Source organism: Streptosporangium sp. NPDC002524 (assembly GCF_040295985.1).
Taxonomy (GTDB): Bacteria; Actinomycetota; Actinomycetes; order Streptosporangiales; family Streptosporangiaceae; genus Streptosporangium.
This window is the reverse complement of the sequence record NZ_JBEOWK010000001.1, coordinates 107,250-128,231: the sequence shown is the minus strand read 5'-3', so window position 1 is coordinate 128,231 and position 20,982 is coordinate 107,250. Positions and strand designations below refer to the sequence as shown.

Annotated in this window: 17 protein-coding genes; 3 read left to right on the top strand and 14 right to left on the bottom strand. The window is 70.7% G+C overall.

The features are described 5' to 3' along the window. Positions 1 to 16 precede the first annotated feature (16 nt). The gene (locus ABT053_RS00545; RefSeq protein ID WP_350966655.1) at positions 17 to 496 is read right to left on the bottom strand and encodes a DUF2000 domain-containing protein; all 480 of its coding nucleotides are present in this window, start codon (positions 494 to 496) and stop codon (positions 17 to 19) included. 113 nt (positions 497 to 609) lie between these two features. Here ABT053_RS00545 and ABT053_RS00540 point away from each other — a divergent pair, with 113 nt between their 5' ends. Together ABT053_RS00540 and ABT053_RS00535 are read left to right on the top strand one after the other, a co-directional pair. Then, the gene (locus ABT053_RS00540; RefSeq protein ID WP_350966654.1) at positions 610 to 1,101 is read left to right on the top strand and encodes an Lrp/AsnC family transcriptional regulator; all 492 of its coding nucleotides are present in this window, start codon (positions 610 to 612) and stop codon (positions 1,099 to 1,101) included. A gap of 234 nt (positions 1,102 to 1,335) precedes the next feature. Further along, positions 1,336 to 1,716 carry a DoxX family protein gene (locus ABT053_RS00535; RefSeq protein ID WP_350966653.1) on the top strand — a complete coding sequence of 127 codons (381 nt, stop codon included), beginning with the start codon at positions 1,336 to 1,338 and terminating at the stop codon, positions 1,714 to 1,716. Between the two features lie 172 nt (positions 1,717 to 1,888). Here the strand turns inward: ABT053_RS00535 and ABT053_RS00530 are convergent, their stop codons facing one another. Both ABT053_RS00530 and ABT053_RS00525 read right to left on the bottom strand, forming a co-directional pair. Then, on the bottom strand, positions 1,889 to 2,551 hold the full coding sequence (locus tag ABT053_RS00530) for a response regulator (protein WP_350966652.1): 663 nt from the start codon (positions 2,549 to 2,551) through the stop codon (positions 1,889 to 1,891). Further along, entirely contained in the window at positions 2,548 to 3,663 is a 1,116-nt protein-coding gene (locus tag ABT053_RS00525; protein WP_350966651.1) for a sensor histidine kinase, read from the bottom strand. Before ABT053_RS00525 ends, ABT053_RS00530 begins: the two co-directional genes overlap by 4 nt. A 249-nt stretch (positions 3,664 to 3,912) precedes the next feature. On the opposite strand from ABT053_RS00525, the gene ABT053_RS00520 reads away from it, so the two are divergent. Further along, a complete protein-coding gene (locus tag ABT053_RS00520; RefSeq protein WP_350966650.1) occupies positions 3,913 to 4,419 on the top strand; it encodes a DUF6223 family protein in 507 nt (168 codons plus the stop codon). 121 nt (positions 4,420 to 4,540) lie between these two features. Here ABT053_RS00520 and ABT053_RS00515 read toward each other — a convergent pair whose 3' ends face one another. The 11 genes from ABT053_RS00515 to ABT053_RS00465 form a co-directional block, all read right to left on the bottom strand. Beyond that, positions 4,541 to 6,163, bottom strand: coding sequence for a glycoside hydrolase family 27 protein (locus ABT053_RS00515; protein ID WP_350966649.1), 1,623 nt, complete (start codon positions 6,161 to 6,163; stop codon positions 4,541 to 4,543). Positions 6,164 to 6,217: 54 nt separating this feature from the next. Then, a complete protein-coding gene (locus ABT053_RS00510) occupies positions 6,218 to 6,361 on the bottom strand; it encodes a hypothetical protein (protein WP_350966648.1) in 144 nt (47 codons plus the stop codon). A 241-nt stretch (positions 6,362 to 6,602) separates the two neighbouring features. Continuing rightward, positions 6,603 to 8,036, bottom strand: a complete 1,434-nt coding sequence (locus tag ABT053_RS00505; protein ID WP_350967093.1) for a non-reducing end alpha-L-arabinofuranosidase family hydrolase — start codon at positions 8,034 to 8,036, stop codon at positions 6,603 to 6,605. Between the two features lie 94 nt (positions 8,037 to 8,130). Then, positions 8,131 to 9,564, bottom strand: a complete 1,434-nt coding sequence (locus ABT053_RS00500) for a glycoside hydrolase family 10 protein (RefSeq protein ID WP_350966647.1) — start codon at positions 9,562 to 9,564, stop codon at positions 8,131 to 8,133. A gap of 97 nt (positions 9,565 to 9,661) precedes the next feature. Continuing rightward, entirely contained in the window at positions 9,662 to 11,704 is a 2,043-nt protein-coding gene (locus tag ABT053_RS00495) for a family 43 glycosylhydrolase (protein ID WP_350966646.1), read from the bottom strand. Beyond that, complete coding sequence (locus tag ABT053_RS00490) at positions 11,701 to 12,993, bottom strand: RICIN domain-containing protein (RefSeq protein ID WP_350966645.1); 1,293 nt, start codon at positions 12,991 to 12,993, stop codon at positions 11,701 to 11,703. The genes ABT053_RS00495 and ABT053_RS00490 overlap by 4 nt, the downstream gene beginning before the upstream one ends. Beyond that, a complete protein-coding gene (locus ABT053_RS00485) occupies positions 12,990 to 14,429 on the bottom strand; it encodes a beta-L-arabinofuranosidase domain-containing protein (RefSeq protein WP_350966644.1) in 1,440 nt (479 codons plus the stop codon). The genes ABT053_RS00490 and ABT053_RS00485 overlap by 4 nt, the downstream gene beginning before the upstream one ends. Before the next feature lie 528 nt (positions 14,430 to 14,957). Next, on the bottom strand, positions 14,958 to 17,813 hold the full coding sequence (locus ABT053_RS00480; protein ID WP_350966643.1) for a glycosyl hydrolase family 95 catalytic domain-containing protein: 2,856 nt from the start codon (positions 17,811 to 17,813) through the stop codon (positions 14,958 to 14,960). Positions 17,814 to 17,948: 135 nt separating this feature from the next. Beyond that, entirely contained in the window at positions 17,949 to 19,142 is a 1,194-nt protein-coding gene (locus ABT053_RS00475) for a mandelate racemase/muconate lactonizing enzyme family protein (RefSeq protein WP_350966641.1), read from the bottom strand. A gap of 25 nt (positions 19,143 to 19,167) precedes the next feature. Continuing rightward, on the bottom strand, positions 19,168 to 19,995 hold the full coding sequence (locus ABT053_RS00470; RefSeq protein ID WP_350966640.1) for a carbohydrate ABC transporter permease: 828 nt from the start codon (positions 19,993 to 19,995) through the stop codon (positions 19,168 to 19,170). Continuing rightward, a complete protein-coding gene (locus ABT053_RS00465) occupies positions 19,995 to 20,981 on the bottom strand; it encodes a carbohydrate ABC transporter permease (protein WP_350966639.1) in 987 nt (328 codons plus the stop codon). Before ABT053_RS00465 ends, ABT053_RS00470 begins: the two co-directional genes overlap by 1 nt. Position 20,982 lies beyond the last annotated feature (1 nt).

Here is a 20,982-nt window from a genome sequence, read left to right as displayed (position 1 = left end):
CCGCTTTCCCGCCGCGTTAGCGCAGCAGTGGGAGCTTGGCCGTGAGGCGCTCCACGGTCCGGCGCGGGCCCAGCAGGCTCACCGCGTAGTAGGAGAGCTCCTCGTCACCCGCGCGGGCCAGCCCGGCCAGATACTCGTCGTAGACGTTGGTCCGCTGCGCGATGGCCGCCATGTCGGCGACGACCAGCCCCGTCGCCGCCGCCTCCTCCGCGGCCTCGTTCCTGATCCGGCGGACGACGTCGGCGGGCGCGGCCAGCACCGTGCACCCGGTCCAGGGCAGCCCGGCGTGGGTGTGGCCCGAGGCGTCGGTGCCCGCCGAGCCCAGGATCGCGGGCACGGCGTTGCCCACGGACGCGGCCAGGCAGGCGGCGGCGTTGGCCTGCAGGCCCCGGGGCAGGTCGTGGTCGATCACGATCACCCATTTCACCGGAAGCCGCCGGGTGGGCAGGTCGGTCCGGCGGTCCAGGGTGTCGATCCAGTCGGCCGTCATGGTCATCGGCGTTCCTCTCTCCGAATTTCTGAGAGGACATTCGCATCCGGAATGCAGGAATCACAACTCAATCCTGGTCGTTCCGAAGAAAGTTCGGGGATCTCTGGGAGAATGTGTGCGTGGACGAACTTGATACGGCCATCCTCGCCGAGCTCCAGCGCGACGGCCGCCAGACCAACCGCGAGCTGGCCGAGCGGCTCGGCATCGCGCCCTCGACCTGCCTGGAGCGGGTCCGGTCCCTGCGGGGCAGGGAGGTGATCGAGGGCTTCCACGCCGAGGTCAACCTCGCCGCCATCGGCCGCCCGGTCCAGGCGCTCATCCACGTCCGGCTGCACCCGAAGATCAGGGACGTGGTCGAGGGCTTCCGCGACCACGTCGCCGCGCTCCCCGAGACCCTCGCGATCTTCGTGGTGTCCGGCGGCGACGACTTCATCGTCCAGGTGGCCGTGCGCGACACCGGACACCTGCGCGACTTCGTCCTCGACCACGTCTCCCGGCACCGCAACATCGCCGACGTACGGACCTCGCTGGTCTACGACCACATCCGCAAGACCTCCGTCGAGGTGCTGCCCCCCGAGCGGCCGAGCCCGCCCCGGACCCGCCGCCGCTGAGAACGGGCCCGCGCCCCTCGTCGCCGGAACGTCGTCCATCCGCCCTCGCCGGATGGACGAGACAGCGCGCCGGACCACGGGGCCGACGCGCCGCCTCACATTCCGGGGGGCTGTGTCGTCGGACCGCTGAGACGAACACCATCCGGCCGACGGGCCCGCCCGTTCTCGCGCGGGACCCGGTCGCCGCTTCGTCCTCGAATCCGAGCCACCCCCATCTCTGCGAGGAGAAACCCTATGAACCTCACCCTGTGGATCATCGCCGGACTGCTGGCCCTCGTCTTCCTGGCCTCCGGTGCCGCCAAGCTGATCCTGTCCAAGGAGAGGCTCGCCGCCCTCCCCGGCCAGGGGTGGGCCCAGGACGTCGGCTCCGGCGCCGTCAAGGCCATCGGGGTTCTCGAGGTCCTGGCCGCGGCGGGCCTGATCCTGCCCGCCGCGCTCGGCGTCGCGCCGGTCCTGGTGCCGCTGGCCGCGGTGGGCCTGGTGGCGCTGATGATCGGCGCGATGGTCACGCACTTCCGCCGTAACGAGCTCACGGCGATCGCGGGGAACCTGCTCTACCTCGCCCTCGCCGGTTTCGTGGCGTGGGGCCGCTTCGGCCCCGAGTCCTTCGTCTGACCGGACACGTCGTCCGGCCACCCCGGCCCCCCAGCCCCCTGGCCCCCGGCCCCTCGGGTTTTCGGACTTCCGGGACCGCCCGGGACCACCTGGCGCTACTCCGGTTCGACGCCTCGGGCTCGCCGGGTGCGGCGCGGGGTGGTGAGGGGAGCGAGGGGGGCGAGGGGAGACGTCAGGAGGTGCGCGGGACCACCAGGCCGGATTCGTAGGCGAGGATCACGAGCTGGGCGCGGTCGCGGGCGTGGAGCTTGGTCATGGCCCGGTTGATGTGGGTTTTCGCGGTCAGGGGGCTGATCACCATGCGGTCGGCGATCTGGTCGTTGGACAGGCCCTGGGCGACCAGGGTGACGGCCTCGCGTTCGCGGTTGGTCAGTTCCTTCAGCCCGGTGCCGGTTCCGGTGCCGAGTGGCTGGGCGACGTACCTGCCGATGAGCCTGCGGGTGATCGACGGGGCGAGCAGGGCGTCGCCACGCGCGGCGACGCGTACGGCGTGCAGGAAGTCCTCGGGCACGATGTCCTTGACGAGGAATCCGGCCGCGCCCGCGCGCAGGGCGTCGAAGACGTACTCGTCGAGGCCGTAGTTGGTCAGGATGACGACGTGCACCCCGGCCAGGGCCGGGTCCGCGGCGATGCGCCGGGTCGTCTCGATGCCGTCGACGACCGGCATCTGGACGTCGACGAGGGCGACGTCGGGCAGGTGTTCCCTGACCAGGGCGAGGCCCTCCATCCCGTCGCCGGCCTCGGCCACCACCTCGATGTCGTCCTCGAGGTCGAGGAGCGCGCGGAATCCGCTGCGCAGGAGCGGCTGGTCGTCGACCAGCAGGACACGGATCACGACGTCCGGTCCACGGGGAGTTCGGCCCGCACGGTGAAGCCTCCCTCGCGGCGCGGCTCGGCGCGCAGGCGGCCACCGAGGGCGGTGACCCGTTCGCGCATCCCGAGAAGGCCGACGCCGGGCACCGGCGCGGCGTCCGGTGTGGCCTCGCCGTCGTCGTCGACGCGTATCTCGAGGCCGTCCGGACGGTAGCCGATCCGGACCGACGCGGTGGCGGCGGCGGCGTGCCTGGAGATGTTGGTGAGCGACTCCTGGACGATCCGGTAGACGGTCCGGCTCACCGCGGCCGGCACGTCGTGCCGCTGCCCTTCGACCGTCAGCGTCGCGTCCAGGCCGATGGCGCGGGCCCGTTCCAGCAGTTCCGGGATGTGATCGAGCCCGCGCGGCGGGGTCGTGTCGTCGTCGCGCAACGCCTGCAGGGTGGCGCGCAGCTCCCGGGTCGCTTCACGTCCGGCCGCCTGGATCGCGAGCAGGGCCTCCGGCACCCGTTCGCCACGCCTGCGGGCCACGTGGACGGCGACCTCGGCCTGCACCTTGATGATCGAGATCTGGTGGGTGAGCGAATCGTGCAGCTCCCGCGCGATGTGCAGCCGCTCCTCGTCGGCGCGGTGCCGCGCGGTCTCCTCCCGGGTGCGCTCGGCCTCCTCCGCCCGTCGCTCGGCCTGCCGCAGCGCCTCGCCCGCGGCACCGGCCGCGACCAGCCAGGCCAGTTCGAGGGCGCCCCGGGCCTGCGCGAGCGCCTCGCCCAGGCCGTGCGGGCCCGAGACCAGGGCCGCGAGGGGGAGAGCGGCCAGCATGCCCACGCTCGCCGCCACCGTGACGGCGCGGTGTCCCGCCCGTACGGCCGCGTACACGGCGAACAGGTACGCGACGGCGGGCACGTCGAAACCGGCGGCCTGGTAACCCACCGCGCACAGCCCGGTGACGGCCAGGACGAGGACCGGGGCCCGGCGGCGCGCGGCCAGCGCCAGGCCGCCGGCCGCCAGCAGCGCGTAGCCGAGCGGGGCGAGGTCCGCGGCGGAGTGCCGCCCGGACGACGCGGTGACCAGCAGCGTCGCCGCGACGCCGGCGGCGATCGCCCAGTCCCGGACATCGGCCCGTCCTGTACCCATGCGCGCACCCTAGCCGGATGCCCGCGCGGGCGACTCCTGCGCGCGGATGACCGTCCGGCTACCGCGTACGCGGTACCTCCGCGGTTCCTGCGGCGCCCGCGGCAGCCGATTGCGGCATCGGTGGCAGCGCGAGGTGTCCGCGCCCGGTGGACGACCGGCGGCGGTTCCGGCGGACATGATCAGGCGACGTCCGATCGCGGGAACCGCGGGAGAAGTCGTGGCAGCCGGTCGTAGGAAAAGGAGCTCCTCATGTCAGTCCGATATGTGTCCGCCGTGGCCGGAGCCGCCCTGAGCGGAGCCTTCCGGCTCGCCGTGCCGGCGGCCGCGCACGTCTCGCTCCAGCTGGCCCCCGTCGGTTCCTACACCCTGACCGCCGGGCGTGTCTGGTCCATGGTGGCCGTGCTGGCGGGGCTGGTCGGCGTGGTCGCCGGCGGGCTGGCCCTGGCCCGCTCCACCGGCCGGATCGGCCCCGGCCCCGGCCCCGGCCCTGGCGCTGGCGCTGGCTCTGGCCCTGGCGCTGGCTCCGGCTCCGGCCCTGGCTCCGGCTCCGTCTTCGGCTCCGGGAGGAGGGGGGCCGTCGTGGCCCTGGTGGCGGGGCTGGTCGGCGTGGTCATCGGCGGGCTGGTCGTGGCCGCCGCCGACGGTGGCCCCGGCACCGGTTACGGGATAGTCGGAGGCTTCGCGGCCCTGGTGGTGGGGGTGGCGGGCACGGCCCTCGGCGGGCTGGCCCTGGCCCGCTCCCGCCGCGCCGGTTGAGAGGCCACGCGAACCGCCGGTGCCCACCGCCGTGTCCCGGGGCCGATTACCGGCTTGTCGGCGGTGAGCGGGCTCCGGCGGTTCACGCGGGACGAGGAACCAGATCGTGGGCGCGTCGTGGTCAGGCGCGGTTCCAGCGCTGGTTGGCGCCGCCGGTGCAGGTCCAGATCTGGATTCTGGTGTTGTTGGCCGTGGCGTTGCCGGCGGCGTCCAGGCATTTGTTCGCGCCGAGGGCGGTGATGGTGCCGTCGGTGTTGAGGCGCCACTTCTGGTTGTTCTGGCCGTTGCAGTCCCAGATGATGACGCCGGTGCCGTCGGCGGTGCCGTTGTCGTTGACGTCCAGGCACTTGCCGCCGTAGACCCGCAGCTCACCGGCGGCCGTGGAGGTCCACCGCTGGTTGTTCTGGCCGTTGCAGTCCCAGAGCACCACCGGGGTGCCGTTGGTCTGGGAGGCGCCGGTCACGTCCAGGCACCGGTTCGACCCCGCGCCCCGGATCGCGGTCGCCGGGTTGGGGGTGCCGCCGCTGACCCGGTACACGACGGTGCCGTGCGCCGGCACGCTCGCCGAGATGTTTCCGGTGGTCGAGGTGACGGCGTTGCTCCAGGCCTCGCGCAGGCCGAAGGAGCCGCCGGACAGGCCGATGGCGGACGCGGTGGTGCCGATCGTGGTGGTGGCGCCGCCCTGGTTGAACAGGGCGACCGCGACGTCGCCGTTGCTCAGCCGCTTGGCCAGGACGCGGCGGGTGCCGTCGTTGCCGACCTGGGTGGCCTGGAGGCCGAGCGTGTCCTGGTTGATGGCGATCAGGTTCTGGTTCTTCATGATCGTCTGCGTCGCCGCGTCCATGTTCCGCACGTCGTTGCCGGCGATGAGAGGGGAGGCCATCATCGCCCAGAGGGCGAAGTGGCTGCGCATCTCGGTGTCGTTCATGCCGCCCCGGCCGACCTCCATCATGTCCGGGTCGTTGAACGCCCCCGGCCTGGCGTAGCCCGCCAGCGGCACGGTGACGTCGACGATGTTCTGGATGCCCATCGGGTAGCCGTTGGTCTGGCCGGTGTTCCAGGCGTTGGTGATGTCCTCGGTCGTACGCCAGATGTTGGCGACGTCACCCCAGTCGCGTTGCGGGCCGGTCTTCTCGTGGATGCTGTTGGGGTTGATGCTGTAGAGGATCGGCCGCCCGGTGGCCGCCAGGGCGTCGCGCATCTTGGCGAAGACGCGCACCTGGTCGTCGATGGTGCCGGTGGGGGAGCACCAGTCGTGCTTCAGGTAGTCGACGCCCCAGGCGGCGAACTGCCGGGCGTCCTGGACCTCGTGGTTGAGGCTGCCGGTCGCGCCGGGGTAGGAGCCGAAGTACTGGGCGCAGGTCTTGTCCAGGGGGGCCTGGTAGATGCCGAACTTCAGCCCTCTGGCGTGCAGGTAGTCGCCGAGCGCCTTCATGCCGCTCGGGAACCGCGACAGGTTGGGCTGGAGGTTCCCGGCGGAGTCGCGGGTGGGGTTCATCCAGCAGTCGTCGACGACGACGTACTGGTATCCCAGGTCGCGCATGCCGTTGCCGACCATGGCGTCGGCCGTCTGCTTGATCAGGGTCTCGTTGATGTTGCAGCCGAAGGTGTTCCAGGTGTTCCACCCCATCGGCGGGGTGCGGCCCACGCCGTTCTCCAGTGCCTGCGCCTGGGTGGCGGGGGTGACCGCCACCATGGCCAGCACCGCGGCGGCCATCAGCGCGCGCGTTCGGTTCCTTCTCATGGACATCGCTCCTCGGTGGACGGGGATCGGGGGATGGGGATCGGGCCCGCGGGATCACCGCACCGCGGGACCGGTGGTCACCCGGCCGGAGAGCGGGCCGGAATCGTCCTGCCGCGTCCTGCCGCGTCCGGCCGTCGTGGCCGCGGTGCCGGAGGCGGCGATCGTGGTCGCGGTCAGTGGTGATCGGTGTCCCGGCACGGCGCGACTCCTGTCACCGGAAGGAGGCGTCGTCGATGTGGAGGCCGTCGGCGCCCGCGGGGTGGCGGGTTCCCCTCCTGGCCGTGCGAGGTACGGGTCTCACCTGTCGTCTCCCTCAGGTGGATGATCGGCGGGGGGTGCCGGCGGCCCCGGAGGTGGCGGGCCGAAGTGCTCGCCACGTCCGGGGCCGGTTCAGGGGGTGATCAGCGGGGGGAGCCGGGCCGGGCCGGCTCTCACTCCGTCAGCGCTGCAGTGTCAGCAGGCCGGGGCGGTAGGGCAGGAGGCCGTAGTCGACGCCGTTGGAGTTGGGGTTGCGTCCTTGGTAGAGGAGCTGGAGGTTGCAGGGGTCGACGGTCATGGTCTGGTCGGCGTTGGTGCGCAGCAGCTCGCCGTGGCTGATGTCGTTGGTCCAGGTGGCGCCGCTGTTGGCCTTGCCGGCGAAGGGGTTGCTCTCGGTGGTGGCGTTCGGGGTCCACGAACCGTTGAGGTTGGTGGCGGTGAAGGAGCGGAAGTAGCGGCCCTGGGAGCCGATGGCTTCGACGATCATGAGGTAGCGGTTCTGGTTTGCCAGCTTGTAGACCTGGACCGCTTCGAAGAGGTTGTTCGTCGTGTCGCTCATGACCACCGTCGAGGTGGAGCCGAAGCTGCCGGGGAAGTTGCCGATGGGCATGCCGGCCCGGTAGATCTTGCCGTTGTCACCGGCGAAGAACAGGTACATGTTCGAGCTGTCGCCGATGACGGCCTGGTCGATGGGTCCGGTTCCCGATCCGGAGATGCTGCCGGAGAAGAGGGTCTGGGGGGATGACCAGCCGTTGGGGTTGGTGGGGTCGCTGGAGGTGCGGTAGGAGAAGGCGGGCCCGCCCCACTGGTAGGCGAGCACCCAGATGTTCCTCGGGGCGAAGTAGAACAGCGAAGGTGCCACCGTGCCGGAGGACATGGCGTTCTGGCCGGCCGAGGCCATCTCCGACCAGTTGGTGAACAGGCTGAAGTTCATCGAGCCCCAGCTGGTGCCGTAGTCGTGGGTGGTGGCGTAGACGAGTTGCCTGCCGTTGTAGGGGGCGACGGTGAAGTCCTTGAGCGAGACCCATCCCGACCTGGGGTTGGCCAGCACGCCGGTCGAGCTCCAGCGGTAGGTCGAGGGAAGGTTGCACGTACCGGTCGGCGTCGGGGTCGGCGTCGGGTTCGTGCCGCCGACCTGGACGAACTGCCACTGCTGGTTGGCGCCGCCCCAGTCGTCGTACTGGACGATGTTGGCGCCGTCTGCGGTGGAGGCGCCCTGCACTTCGAGGGCCTTGTTGCTGTTGCGGTTGATCAGGCGGACGTAGCCGCTGTCGGAGTCGGCCAGGCGCCACTGCTGGTTGGTGCCGTTGAGGTCGCTCCACTGGACGACGGCGCCGCCGTTGGCGGTGGAGAAGCCGCTGACGTCCAGGACCTTGCCGGACAGACGGGACTTGACGCGGTAGTAGCCGCCGCCGGAGTCGACGAACTGCCACTGCTGCTGGTTGCCGTTGTTGCGGGCCCACTGGGTGATGCGGGCGCCGTCGTTGGTGGCCAGGTTGTAGACGTCCAGGGCCTTGCCGCTGGTGCGGTTGACCAGGACGTACCAGGCGTTGGTGTCGACGGTCGCCGCGTTCGCGGTGTTCGTCGAGCCCAGCGCGACCAGGAGACCGGCCATGAGCGTGGTCACGGCCGCGATGATCGCCACCGTGTTCCGGCGCGGGCGCCGGGTGTGCGTGATTTCCAAGATGTGCTCCTTGTTCGAGAACCGGTCAGCCGACACGGGAGAGCTGCCACTGCTGGTTGGCGCCGCCCCAGTCGTCGTACTGGACGATGTTGGCGCCGTCGGCGGTGGAGGCGCCCTGCACCTCCAGGGCCTTGTTGCTGTTGCGGTTGATCAGGCGGAGGTAACCGCCGTCGGAGTTCGCCAGGCGCCACTGCTGGTTGGTGCCGTTGAGGTCGGCCCATTGGACGACGGCGCCGCCGTTGGCGGTGGAGAAGCCGCTGACGTCCAGGACCTTGCCGGACAGGCGGGACTTGACGCGGTAGTGGCCGCCGCCGGAGTCGACGAACTGCCACTGCTGGTTGGTGCCGTTGTTGCGGGCCCACTGGGTGATGCGGCCGCCGTCGGCCGTGGAGAGGTTGTAGACGTCCAGGGCCTTGCCGCTGGTGCGGTTGACCAGGACGTACCAGGCGTTGGTGTCGACCTGCCCGCCGGAGGTCGGCGTCGGGGTCGGGGTCGGGTTGGTGGAACCGCCGTTGAGGGCGTTGAGCGTGCTGGTGTAGGCGGCCTTCTTGTTGCCGGAGGAGTCGAACAGCAGCGGGTTCTCCCCGGTGCGCCAGGAGTCGCTGTCGCGGATGCCCCAGACGGTGATGCCGGTGCACCGGGACACCGCCAGGCACGCCCGGGTCACGGTGGCGTAGACGTTGGCCTGGTTGGACCCCTGGGCCACGTCGAGCTCGGTGATCTGCACGTCGACGCCGAGGTCGGCGAAGCGCTGGAGGTTGGCCTGGTAGTCGCCGGAGACGGAGCCGCCCAGATGGGACTGGAAGCCCACGCAGTCGATCGGCACGCCGCGCGACTTGAAGTCGCGCACCATGTTGTAAATGCCGGTGCTCTTGGCGTTGATCCCGTCGGTGTTGTAGTCGTTGTAGCAGAGCTTGGCGCCCGGGTCGGCGGCCCGCGCGGTGCGGAAGGCGACCTCGATCCAGTCGTTGCCGGTCCGCTGGAGGTTGGAGTCGCGCCGGCCGCCGGAGCCGCCGTCGGCGAACGCCTCGTTCACGACGTCCCAGGAGTGGATCTTGCCGCGGAAGTAGGTGGCGACCTGGGTGACGTGGTTGATCGCGGCGTTGCGCAGGTCGGAACCGGACAGGCCCTGGGCCCAGCCGGGCTGCTGGCCGTGCCAGAGCAGGGTGTGGCCGCGGACCTTCATGCCCTGTCCCAGGGCGTGGTTCACGATCCGGTTGGCGCCGGTGTAGTCGAAGCTGCCCCGCTGGGGCTCGGTGGAGCTCCACTTCATCTCGTTCTCGGCGGTGACCGAGTTGAACTCGCGGTTCAGGATGCCGACGTAGGTGGAGTCGCCGAGCCGGCCGGCGGCGACGGCGGCGCCGAAGTAGCGGCCGCCTCTCTCGGCCGCCGACGCGCCCAGCGTGGCGGCGGCGTCCGCCGGAGCGGAGATCGCCGCCGACACGCCGACGGCGACCACACCGGCGCTCAGGATGGACAGGAATCTCCGTAGCCGGGTGCGGCCGGAAGACCGAGATGAGTGATTTGGGGGGTTCATCAGGCAATACCCTTCGGTTTTACGGTGTGGTGAGGTCGAACCGGTTCACGGTCACCGCTCCGCCCAGTGACTGGGAGGCGTAGTTGAAGATGCCGAAGCGGTAGCCCATGAAGAACTGCCAGGCGTTGTTCAACGTGAAGGCCGGTCCGAGCGTGGTGAAGTTCACGCCGTCGGTGCTGTAGGAGAACCGGGCCTGCCTGCCGGAACCCGGCCGGATGTCGGCGTTCGCCCGCAACCAGACCTTGCCGCCCGAGATGTTCGCGCTCGCCGCCTCGGTGCCGGTGCCCGTGGTGGCCCAGCCGCTGTTCATGGTCAGGCCGTTGGTCATCACGACCCGGTTGACGCCGTTGTCGCGTTTGACGCCGATCCACGCCGACTGATCTCGGAGCATCGCCAGCCCGGACCGGTCGCCGTTGGCCATCGCCGAGTAGTCGAGCTCGATCGTCGCGGTCGACGACGGGCCCTGGATGCGGTGGGTCAGGGTGTTGCGGGCGTTGTAGAGGTCGCCGGTGACGGTCGCGGTCTGCAGGCGCAGGCCGTTGCCGGTGGAGAAGCGGCTGGTGTCGGGGTTGTGGTTCCACTCCCACCGGTGGCCGAGGGCGCTCGAGGTGAACGTGTCCGGGCCGATCATCGACGCGACGGTCCTGGAGGTCTGGATGTTCGGCTTCGGGTAGTTGACGCCCCAGCCGCCGTTGACCGTCTGGACGGTCGGCCAGCCGTCGGCGCTCCAGTTGATCGGCGCCAGCGCCGGGACCCGGCCGCCGGGGTAGGCGTCGACGAACGACATGTAGTACCAGGCGCCGTTCTGCGTCCGGACCAGGCCGCCCTGGTGCGGCACGCCGCCGCCGGAGATCGGCCCGGGCATGTTCAGCAGGACCTGGCGCATCTCGTACGGGCCGAACGGGCTGGTGGAGCGCAGGACGTACTGGCCGTTGGCCGGGCGGGTGAGCCAGATGTAGTAGTAGCCGTCGCGCTTGTAGAAGCGGGCGCCCTCAAGGGTGCCGACGCTGGAGGGCGTCTGGAACACCTGCTGGGCCCGCACCTGGCTGAGCCCGTCGGCCGAGAGCTGGGCGACGCTGATGGTGCCGTTGCCGTACGCGACGTACATGGTGTCGTTGTCGTCGACGAGCAGGCCGGCGTCGTAGTAGCAGTTGTTGATCTGGGAGCGCTTGGTCCAGCTCCCGTCCACGGCGGAGGCGGTGTAGACGTAGGTGCGGTTGAACTCGACGCAGCCCATCCAGTAGAACGTGTTGTTGCTCGCCCGGTGGTTCAGCGTCGAGGCCCAGATGCCCTTCACGTAGGCCCGGCCGCCGTTGAGGTCGTAGGCGCCCGAGCCGAAGTCGAGCCGGGGCACCGAGTGGCCCGCGTACTCCCAGTCGACCAGGTTGTAGGAGCGCAGGATCGGCGCGCCGGGGGAGTAGTGCATCGTCGAGGCCGAGTAGTAGTAGGCGTCGCCGACCCGGATGATGTCGCCGTCGGCGAAGTCCTGCCAGACCACCGGGTTGGTGTAGTCGCCACCGGGCGTCGGGGTCGGCGTCGGGTTCGTTCCGCCGACCTGGACGAACTGCCACTGCTGGTTGGCGCCGCCCCAGTCGTCGTACTGGACGATGTTGGCGCCGTCTGCGGTGGAGGCGTTCTGTACTTCGAGGGCCTTGTTGCTGTTGCGGTTGATCAGGCGCACGTGGCCGTCCGACGAGTCGGCCAGGCGCCACTGCTGGTTGGTGCCGTTGAGGTCGGCCCATTGGACGACGGCGCCGCCGTTGGCGGTGGAGAAGCCGCTGACGTCCAGCACCTTGCCCGAGTGGCGGGACTTGACGCGGTAGTAGCCGCCGCCCGAATCGACGAACTGCCACTGCTGCTGGTTGCCGTTGTTACGCGTCCACTGGGTGATCCGGCCGCCGTCGGCCGTGGAGAGGTTGTAGACGTCCAGGGCCTTGCCGCTGGTGCGGTTGACCAGGACGTACCAGGCGTTGGTGTCGACGGTCGCCGCGTTCGCGGACTGGGCCGTGAGATACACGCCCACCAGGAGCAGGGCTGAGAGAACCGCGAGCACACGTCTCACAGGAACCTCCAGAGGTTGTCGTTCGAACCGTTGTCGTCGGCGAGCACGATCTGCGCGCCCTGCGCGATCCCGGCCAGACCGAGGACCCGGCCGCCGTTGGCGCACTGGACGCGGAAGGCGGCGTCGCTCCCGTAGCGCAGCCGCCAGCGGTGGTCGGCGGTGCCGTTGTCGGCCCACTGCAGGACCCGGGAACCCGCCGCGGTGGCGGCGTTCTCCACCCCCAGCACCTTCTGGCTGTGGGAGTTGCGCAGGCGCAGGTAACCGCCGGTGTCGACGACGGCCGTCCAGAGGTGGTCGGCGGTGCCGGTGTCGCCCCACTGGACGACGAGCGCGCCGTCGGCGGTGGACATGCCGGTGACCCCGAGCACCATGCCGGTCGCCACGTTCTGGACGCGGCGCGCGCCGTTGGGCACGAACCGCCACCGGTTGTCGGCCGAGCCGTTGTCGGGGTCCTGGACCGCCTGGGCGCCGTTGGCGGTCGAGCCGTTCAGGATGCCCAGCACCTTCGAGCTGTTGGCGTTGCGGATCCTGACCGAGCCGTCGCCGGCGTCGGCGACCGTCCACCGGTGGTCGGCGGTGCCGGTGTCGCCCCACTGCAGGATCCGGGCGTTGTCGGCCGTCGACATGTTCTCGACGCCCAGCACCTTGCCGCTGTTGACGTTGCGGAACCGCAGGGCGTTGCCGTCCACGACCGGCACCCAGTCGTGGTCGGCGGTGCCGTTGTCGGTCCACTGCAGCGCCAGGCCGCCGTCGGCGGTCGACATGTTCTGGATGCCGAGCGCCAGCCCGCTGGCCGCGTTGATCAGCCGGAAGCTCGCCCCGCCGCCCCCGCCGCCCTGCCCCGAGGTGTTCCAGTAGACGACGTAGTTGTGGTTGGCGGCGTCGTGGAACGGGCCCAGGTTCACCGGCGCCCCGTTGGCCGTGGCCGTGAACGCCAGCGCCGAGGTGCTGGCCCGGGTGATCGTCGAGGGGATCAGCGCCGGCGCCGACGACAGGGCCGTGTTGCCGTAGTCGCCCGACAGCACGACCGGGCCGTAGGTGACGGCCCGCAGGTTCGGGTCGTCGTTGGCGGCCTTCAGGACCACCCGCATCGGGAGCCGTACGGTCACCGTGTCGCCCGACGTCCACGACCGGGTGATCGAGGCGTAGGTACCCGGGGTGGTGACGACGTCCTGCCGGACGCCGTTGACGCCGATCGTCGCGCCCTGGGTCCAGGCCGGGATGCGGACCCGCATCGTCCACGACCCGCTCACGTTACCGGTGACCTGCAACGACGTGGTGTCGCTCACCGGGTACGACGTCGTCTGGGTGACCGTGAGCCGCGCTGCGACCAGTCGAGCGTGGAGGGCGCGAACAGGTTCACGAACAGCGTGGTGCCGTTGTGGAAGTAGATCGAGTCCATCAGCTTGGTGTTGGTCTCGATGCCGGTGCCCTGGCAGCACCACATCGAGTTGTAGTCGGTACTCCACGTGCCGCCGCCCCAGGCCGGGCCGACGCCTCTCCTTCCACCGGGGTTGAGCGGGGTGAAGTAGGTGACGTGGCCCCGGCCGTCGGCCGGGTTCTGCTGGCCGATCAGGTGGTTGATCAGGGCGTTCTCGTAGTAGTCGAAGTAGTCGGCCCGGTCCGGCGACAGCGTCCACAGCTCCCGGGTGAGCTTGAGCATGTTGTAGGTGTTGCAGGCCTCGCCGGTGTCCCTGGTCAGGTACGCGGCGATGGCGCCGGGGGCGCGGAAGTGCTCGGCCTGGCTGTTGGAGCCGTTGACGTAGGTGTGGGCGTTGACCGTGAAGGCCCAGGCGTTGGCGGCGATGTCGCGGTAGCGGGTGGTCCCGGTCGCCTTGTACTCCCGCGCGGCGCCGATCCACTTGGGCACCTGCGTGTTGGCGTGCAGGCCGTTGAGCCGGTCCTGGTTGGCGGCGAGCGGGTCGAACACGGCGGCGTGGTCGAAGCGCTGCGCGACCGTCAGCCAGCGGGAGTCCCCGGTCATCTGGTACAGGTCGGTGAGCACGGCGTTCATGCCGCCGAACTCGGTGCCCAGCATGGCCTGCGTCTGGCTGGGGGACAGGCGGCCGGTCCGGGTGTCCACCCAGCCGGCGAGGGCCAGGAGCACGGTCCTGGCCTGGGTGTTGCCGATGTGCCGCCACACGTCCAGCAGCCCGGCGAGGGTCTTGTGGACGCAGTAGTACGGCACGTTGCCGTTGCTCAGCGTGCGGTTCTCGACCGCGGTGATGTCGGACTCGGGGAAGCCCGACAGGTAGCCGGCGGTGAACCCGGCCGCGCCGTTGTTGGCCTGGCATCTGGCCAGCTCGGCGACCATCTGGTTGGCCTTGTCCCGGCAGGTGGTGTCCCCGAGCACGGCGTAGGCCTGCGCCCAGGCCGTCAGGAAGTGGCCCTGCATGTGGGACCGGAACGGGAAGCTCGGGGCGTCCCAGCCGCCGTTGGCCGCCGCGCCGTTGGTGGACAGGCGGTGGTTGGCGCGGAAGACGTACAGCAGCCGGTCGACGTCGACGAAGCGCAGGTAGCCGAGAGTGCGGTTCTGGTTGTCCAGCCAGCGGCCGGAGGTCAGCCGGACCTGGCCGAGGTCGAACTCGTAGGCCGAGACGCCGATCTCGGATCTGGCCCAGGGGAGCGCGGCCAGGGCGGGGGACGTGCCCACCGCCTGGCCGACGGCCGAGAGCGCGGCGGTCGCGCCCGCGGCCCGGAAGAGCTGGCGACGGCTCAGAGGCATGGGAAGCTCCTTGGAGATGGGGGGTGCGGTGACCGGCCGAAGCCACCGGGGCCGGCCACCCGTGTCACGCGGTCAGGCCGTCGAGGCGGTCGACCACGGCTTCCGGGGCGGAGGCGCCGCGCCCGGCGAGGTTGTTAGCGTTAACATTCGACGCGTGACGCGACCCGGAAGGTCGCGTCCGGGGGGCCGGCGGTTCCACGACGGGCGGACGCCCGGGGCGGAGGTGTGTCCGGCAGTCCTGGGCCGGGTGTCGGTTCCTGGGAATTGTTACCGCTAACATTTATGGTTCCAGATCTCCATGGCCTGCTCCTGAGGGGGTGTCGCGGAGTACATCCGACTGGTCGGCCGGCGTCAACAGGCCGCAATCCTCGCCGGTCCGGGCGCCGCCGCCGGCATGCTTTCCCGCCTGGACATTCGTCCGGAGAAAGACCTTCCAGCGGCGCCCGGACAAGTGAAAGTTTCACAGAAGTTACGACCTGGTAACCACGGAAACACGCGCGGATCGGGACGGCGGCAGGTCATCGGTCGTCACACGCCCGTGACGGTCCACTGGTTGTTGGTGTTGCCGTTCGGGGCCCACATGGCCACGGTGGAGCCGGCGGTGTTGTCGCCCATGCCGTCCAGGGCCGTGCCGGTGCCGCGATTGACGATCTGGTGGCGGCCGTTGCCCACGTCGTTCAGGCGCCACTGCTGGTTGTCGCCGCCGCCCCAGGCGGCCTGCCGGGCGACGGCGCCGTTGGCGGTGTCGCCCCAGCTGTCGACGACCATGCCGTTGGTGCGGTTGACGATGCGGTACCAGCCGCCGCCCAGGTCGACGAGTTGCCACTGCAGGTTGGTGCTGCCGTCGTAGGTCCACTGCTTGAGGTTCGACCCGGAGGCGACGTCGCCGCCGCTGTCCAGGACCAGGCCGGTGGTCCCGTTGGCGATCCGCACGTAGGCCGGTTGCGGCGCGCCGGTTCCGGTGAGGCGGTACGTGCGGCCCGCCCGGCCGGTCAGCGCGATGACGTCGGACTCGGGTCTGGCGACGGCGACGGTGGCGCCGCTGCCGATGTCGACCACCTGGTAGGTGCCGGTGAAGATCCGGTTGCGCACGTTGACGGTCCCGTCGCGGTCGAACCCGACGAGGATCTCGGTGGCCGCGCCGGAACTCCACGTCGTGTCCACGGTGTAGCCGCCGCGCCCCCGCAGCCCCCGCACCTTCCCGGCCGGCCAGGCGGACGGCAGCGCCGGCAGCACGTGCAGCTCGCCGTTGTGGCTCTGCAGGAGCATCTCCGCGATGCCGGACGTCGCGCCGAAGTTGCCGTCGATCTGGAACGGCGGGTGCAGGTCGAACATGTTCGGCGCGAGCCGGGCCGTCGTCACCAGGAGGCGCAGCAGGGTGTGCGCGCGGGCGCCCTCCTCCAGCCGCGCCCAGTAGTTGATCTTCCAGGCGAGCGACCAGCCGGTCCCGTCGTCGCCGCGCAGTTCGAGGGTCCGCCGGGCGGCGGCGTACAGCGCCGGGGTGCCGCGTCTGGTGATCTGGTTGCTGGGGTGCAGGCCGTAGAGGTGGGAGACGTGCCGGTGAGCGGGCTCGGTCTCGATCCAGTCGTACAGCCACTCCTGGATGTTGCCGCGCGAGCCGGTCTTCGTCGGGGGGAGCCGGTCCCGGGCGGCCAGGACCCGCGTCCGGAAGTCGGGGTCGACGCCGAGCGCCTGGGCGGCCCTGGCGCAGCCGTTGAACAGGTCGCGCAGGATCTGGTTGTCCATCGTGGGGCCGGCGCAGACGCTGACGCCGCTGTGGTGGGCGAGCTCCGGGGAGTTCGACGGGTTCGTGACCAGGAACCCGAGGCTCGGTTCCCGCACGAGGGTGTCGAGGAAGAACTGCGCGGCGCCCTTCAACGCCGGATAGTACCGCTGGAGGAACCCGAGGTCGCCGGTGAAGGTGTAGTGCTCCCAGATCAGGGTGGCCAGCCACGCGCCACCGGTCTGCCACATGCCCCAGAACGCGCCGTCGACGACAGAGGTGGCCCGCCACGCGTCGGTGTTGTGGTGGGCCACCCAGCCGCCGGCGTTGTACTGGACCTGGGCCGTGCGGGCGCCGGTGACCGCCAGATCGTCGATCATCGCGAACACCGGCTCGAAGCACTCCGACAGGTTCGTCGTGTCGGCCGGCCAGTAGTTCATCGGCAGGTTGGCGTTGATGGTGTACTTCGAGTCCCAGGCCGGCGCCGGCGAGTCGTTCCAGATGCCCTGCAGGTTGGCCGGCTGGGTGCCGGGCCGGGAGGAGGAGATCAGCAGATACCGGCCGTACTGGAACAGCAGCGCCGAGAACTGCGGGTCGTCGACGCTGTTGTGCCGCGCGATCCGCACGTCGGTCGGCTGGTCGGCCGCCGAGGTGCGGCCCAGCTCCAGCGTCGTGCGCCCGAACAGCCGCTGGTGGTCGGCGACGTGCCGGGCGCGCAGGTCGGTGAAGCTCCTGGCGGCGGCGGCGTCGAGATGCTGCCGCGCGATGCCCTGGTGGTCGCCGCCGACGTCGCGGTAGTTGCGGTAGCCGGAACCGATCGAGATCAGCACCGTCACGCTGTTCGCGGCCGTCACCCGCAGCGTGCCGCCGGAGCTGCTGACGGTGCCGCCCTCGACGACGGCGCGGGCCAGGCCCTGGAACCGGACCGCGCCCGTCTTGCCCTCCATGCCGCCCGAGACGCCGCTGAGCGCCACCGTCGCGCCGTCCGGGCTGGATCGCGTCGTCTGCTGGGGGCTGTCGAACGTCGCGGAGAACGAGATCGAGCCGCCCCTGTCGGCGGTCAGGCGCATCACGATCACCTGGTCCGGCGCGCTCGCGAACGTCTCGCGCCGGTGACGAACGCCGTTCTTCAGGTACGAGACCGTCGTGGTGGCCGTGGTCAGGTCCAGGTAGCGGACGTACTCCGAGACCCCGGAGGTGTCGCCGAACGCGAGCCGCAGGTTGCCGACGGTCTGGTAGGCCAGCTGGCCCGCGGGGCTGCCGAGCATGTTCTGGTCGATCAGGGTCTGAGCCTGGCTCCACTGATTCTGGAAGACCAGCTGCCGGATCTGCCCCAGCGCCCCCGCGCCCCGGGTGTTGTTCTGGTCGTACGGCCCACCGGCCCAGACGGTGTCCTCGTTGAGCTGCAGCCGCTCGGTGTCGACGTTGCCGAACACCATGGCGCCCAGGCGGCCGTTGCCGATTGGGAGGGCGCGCAGCCAGTCCGTGCCGGCGCTCTCGTCGTACCACAGCGCCAGGTCGCCGGCGGCGCTCACCGCCGGAGGGGGCGCCGAGGCGGCCCGCGCGGCCGCCGTCCATTGCGGGGGTAACAGCAGAGCGCCGGCTCCGGCCGTCCCGATCTGCATCAGTCGCCTGCGTGTCAGGTGGTGCTCGTCGGACATGGTCGTTCCAATCGGCAGGGGGTGGACATGACAATCAGCACGGCGTCCCGTTGTGCGGCACGGGCGACGGACACACGTGGGTTCCCTTCTTCCGGTACGGGACGTGCCGTGGACGGCCGGCGTCGAACGGCGGGTTCACCTCTGCGTCCGACGCCGGCCGTCCATGACCAGGGGGGCGGGCCGGCGCTGCTGCGCGAGGTGACCGTCGTCGGCGACCGCCAGCAGCCGCCGGCCGGCCCGCTCCGGCCGGACACCGGGACCGTCGGCCGACAGGGTGCCCGGCCGGCGGGTGAGCCCCCCGATGACGTCCTCGTCGATCGTGAGGCCCAGGCCGGGCGAGTCCCCCAGGAGGAACGCGCCGCCCTCGACGTACAGGTCGGCGGACACCCCGAGCGGCGGACGCAGGTCCTGCAGCTCGCTGGCCATGTGGTTCGGCACCGACGTCGCGGCGTGCAGCAGGCCGGCCGGGACGTTGCCGACCGGGCTGACCGGCAGGTCGTGGGCGTGGGCCAGGGCAGACACCCGCAGGAAGTGGGTGACCCCCCAGACCACGGCCGTCTGGACGATGTCGACGGCGCCCGAGGCCAGCAGCGGACGGTACTGCTCGAGCCCGGTGAGGTTCTCCCCGGTGGCGACCGACGCGCGGATCCCGCGGCCGACGGCCGCCAGGCCCTCGGCGTCCCACCGCCGGACGGGCTCCTCGATCCAGGTGAGGTCCAGGGTGCGTTCGAGCTCGCAGACGTGCCGGATCGCCTGCTTGCGCGACCAGGCCTCGTTCGCGTCGAGCATCAGGCCCGGCCGCGTTCCGCGCCCGGCCTCGGTCAGGACCTCCCGGACCAGCGTCAGGCGATGCCGGTCCCGCTCGACGTCGAGGCCGCCCTTGAGCTTGGCCGCCCGCAGGCCGTGCTGGGCGTAGACCTCGTACACCGAGACGAGTTCGTCGTCGGTCAGGCCGATGTCCAGGCCCGAGGCGTAGGCGGGAACCCGCCTGTCGCGCCCGCCCAGCAGGCGCCAGAGCGGCTCGCCGGCCGCCTTCGCCTTGATGTCCCACAGGGCGGTGTCGAGCGCGCCGATGGTCCCGAACACCGCGCCCGCGTGGCCCGCCTTGAAGGTCTGCCGCAGCATGCGGTCGTACAGCGCGGTGACACCGCGCGGATCCTCACCCTCGATGGCGGCGAAGACGTTGTCCAGCTCCACGTGCGGCCCGACGCCGACGCCGGTGATCCCCTCGTCGGTGTCCACGGCGATGATCGACACCGGGACGACCCCGTCGGCGTAGACGCCGTTGGCGTCACCGACCGGACGATCCCATTCCTGGACCGTGGTCAAAGCGCGGTACCCCGAAATACGCATGTCAGCCCTTCGTGGAACCGGCGGTGACGCCGTCGGCGATCTGACGTTGGAGAAAGAGGTAGACCACCAGCACGGGCACCGCGGCGATCAGCACCCCGGAGGCGAAGGTGGGGATGTCGTCGGAGTACTGCCCGCGCAGCGAGGTGACCCCGGCCATGAGGGTGCGGTGGTCGGCCGAGGGCATCATCAGCAGGGAGATGAGCACGTCGTTCCAGCAGAACAGCGCGTTGAGGATGCCGACCGACAGGAGGGCCGGGGCGCCCATCGGCAGCATGATCCGCCGGTAGACGCCGTACGTCGTGTTGCCGTCGATCCTCGCCGCGTCGACGATCTCCGCCGGAACGGTCCGGTAGTAGCTCGTCATCAGGAAGACGGTGAACGGGAGGAACTGCGCGACGTAGGCCAGGATCAGTCCCGGGTAGGTGTCGATGAGGCCGCTGTCCGCCATCACCCGGGTGAGCGGCACCATGATCACTTGAAACGGGACGAACAGCGCCGCGAGACAGCCCAGGAAGAGCGCCTTGGAACCGCGAAACCGCAGCCGGCTCAGCGCGAAGCCCGCCATCGACCCGAGGAGCAGCAGGACGGCCACCGAGACCGTCACCACGACGAGCGAGTTGGCGAAGTACCGTGCCATGCCGACGCTGGTCCACGCGGTGACGATGTTGTCCAGGTGCAGGGAGGTCGCCGGGGAGAACCGGTCGAGGACGTACTCGCGCCGGGTCTTCATGGCGACGTTGGTGGTGAACACAAGGGGGTAGATCGTCGCCAGCGCGAGGAGCGCCATCGGAACGGCGACCACCCACCTGGTCAGTCGGCTGCCGGACATCAGTCCTCCCTTCCGGCGCGGCGGAGCACGCTGATCTGCATGAGTCCCACCGCGAGCATGACGAGGAAGAGGACCGTCGACGCGGCCGAGGCGAGCGCGGGGCGGTTCATCTGGCCCTGCTGGATCCAGACGTAGTACTCCGGCAGGTAGGTGGACCCCTCGGGCCCCCCGCTCGTCATGACGTAGAGCAGGCCGAACATGGACGTCAGCATCCCGATCATCGTGGTCACGAAGACGAACTGGATGGTGCGGGTCAGGCCCGGGATGATCACGTGCCAGATGGTCCGGGGGAGCGACGCGCCGTCCACCCGGGCCGCGTCCAGGAGCGCGGGGTCCAGGGTGGCGAATCCGGCGAGGAACACCACCAGGGCCATCCCGAACGTCGCCCAGACGTGCACGCCGACGACCGCGAACATGGCGACGTCCGGGTCGCCGAGCCAGTCGACCGGACCGGCGCCGACCGCCGCGAGGGCGGTGTTCAACGGGCCGTCGAAGGCGAGCATGAGGTTGAAGATCGCACCGATGATCACCGGTGAGAGCACGGCCGGGAAGAAGTAGACCCCGCGGAAGACCCGGTGCCCGGGGACGCGCAGGTAGACGAACGTCGCGAGCAGGCCCGGGACGGCCACCGCCACGGGAAGCAGCAGCACCAGCAGCCCGACGTTGCGCAGCGCGCTCCGGAAGGTCGGGTCCCGGAACATCTCCAGGTAGTTGTCGAGGCCGACCGTCGTCCCGTTGCGGTCGCCGTCGCCGGTGAAGGAGAAGTTGACGCCCAGCAGCAGCGGCCACAGCCGCAGCGCCACGATGATCAGCAGGGCCGGGGCCACCAGGACGTAGGGCGCGAGCCGTTCGGAACGCGACGCGCGGGAGGCCCGCCGGGAAGCGGTCCCGCCGTCGCCGCGGCGTTCCCGGCGCCTCGTCTCTCCTCCGCCGGTCCGCCCGGGGCCTACCGGGCGGACCAGCGGTGACGAATCTCGGATCGGCACG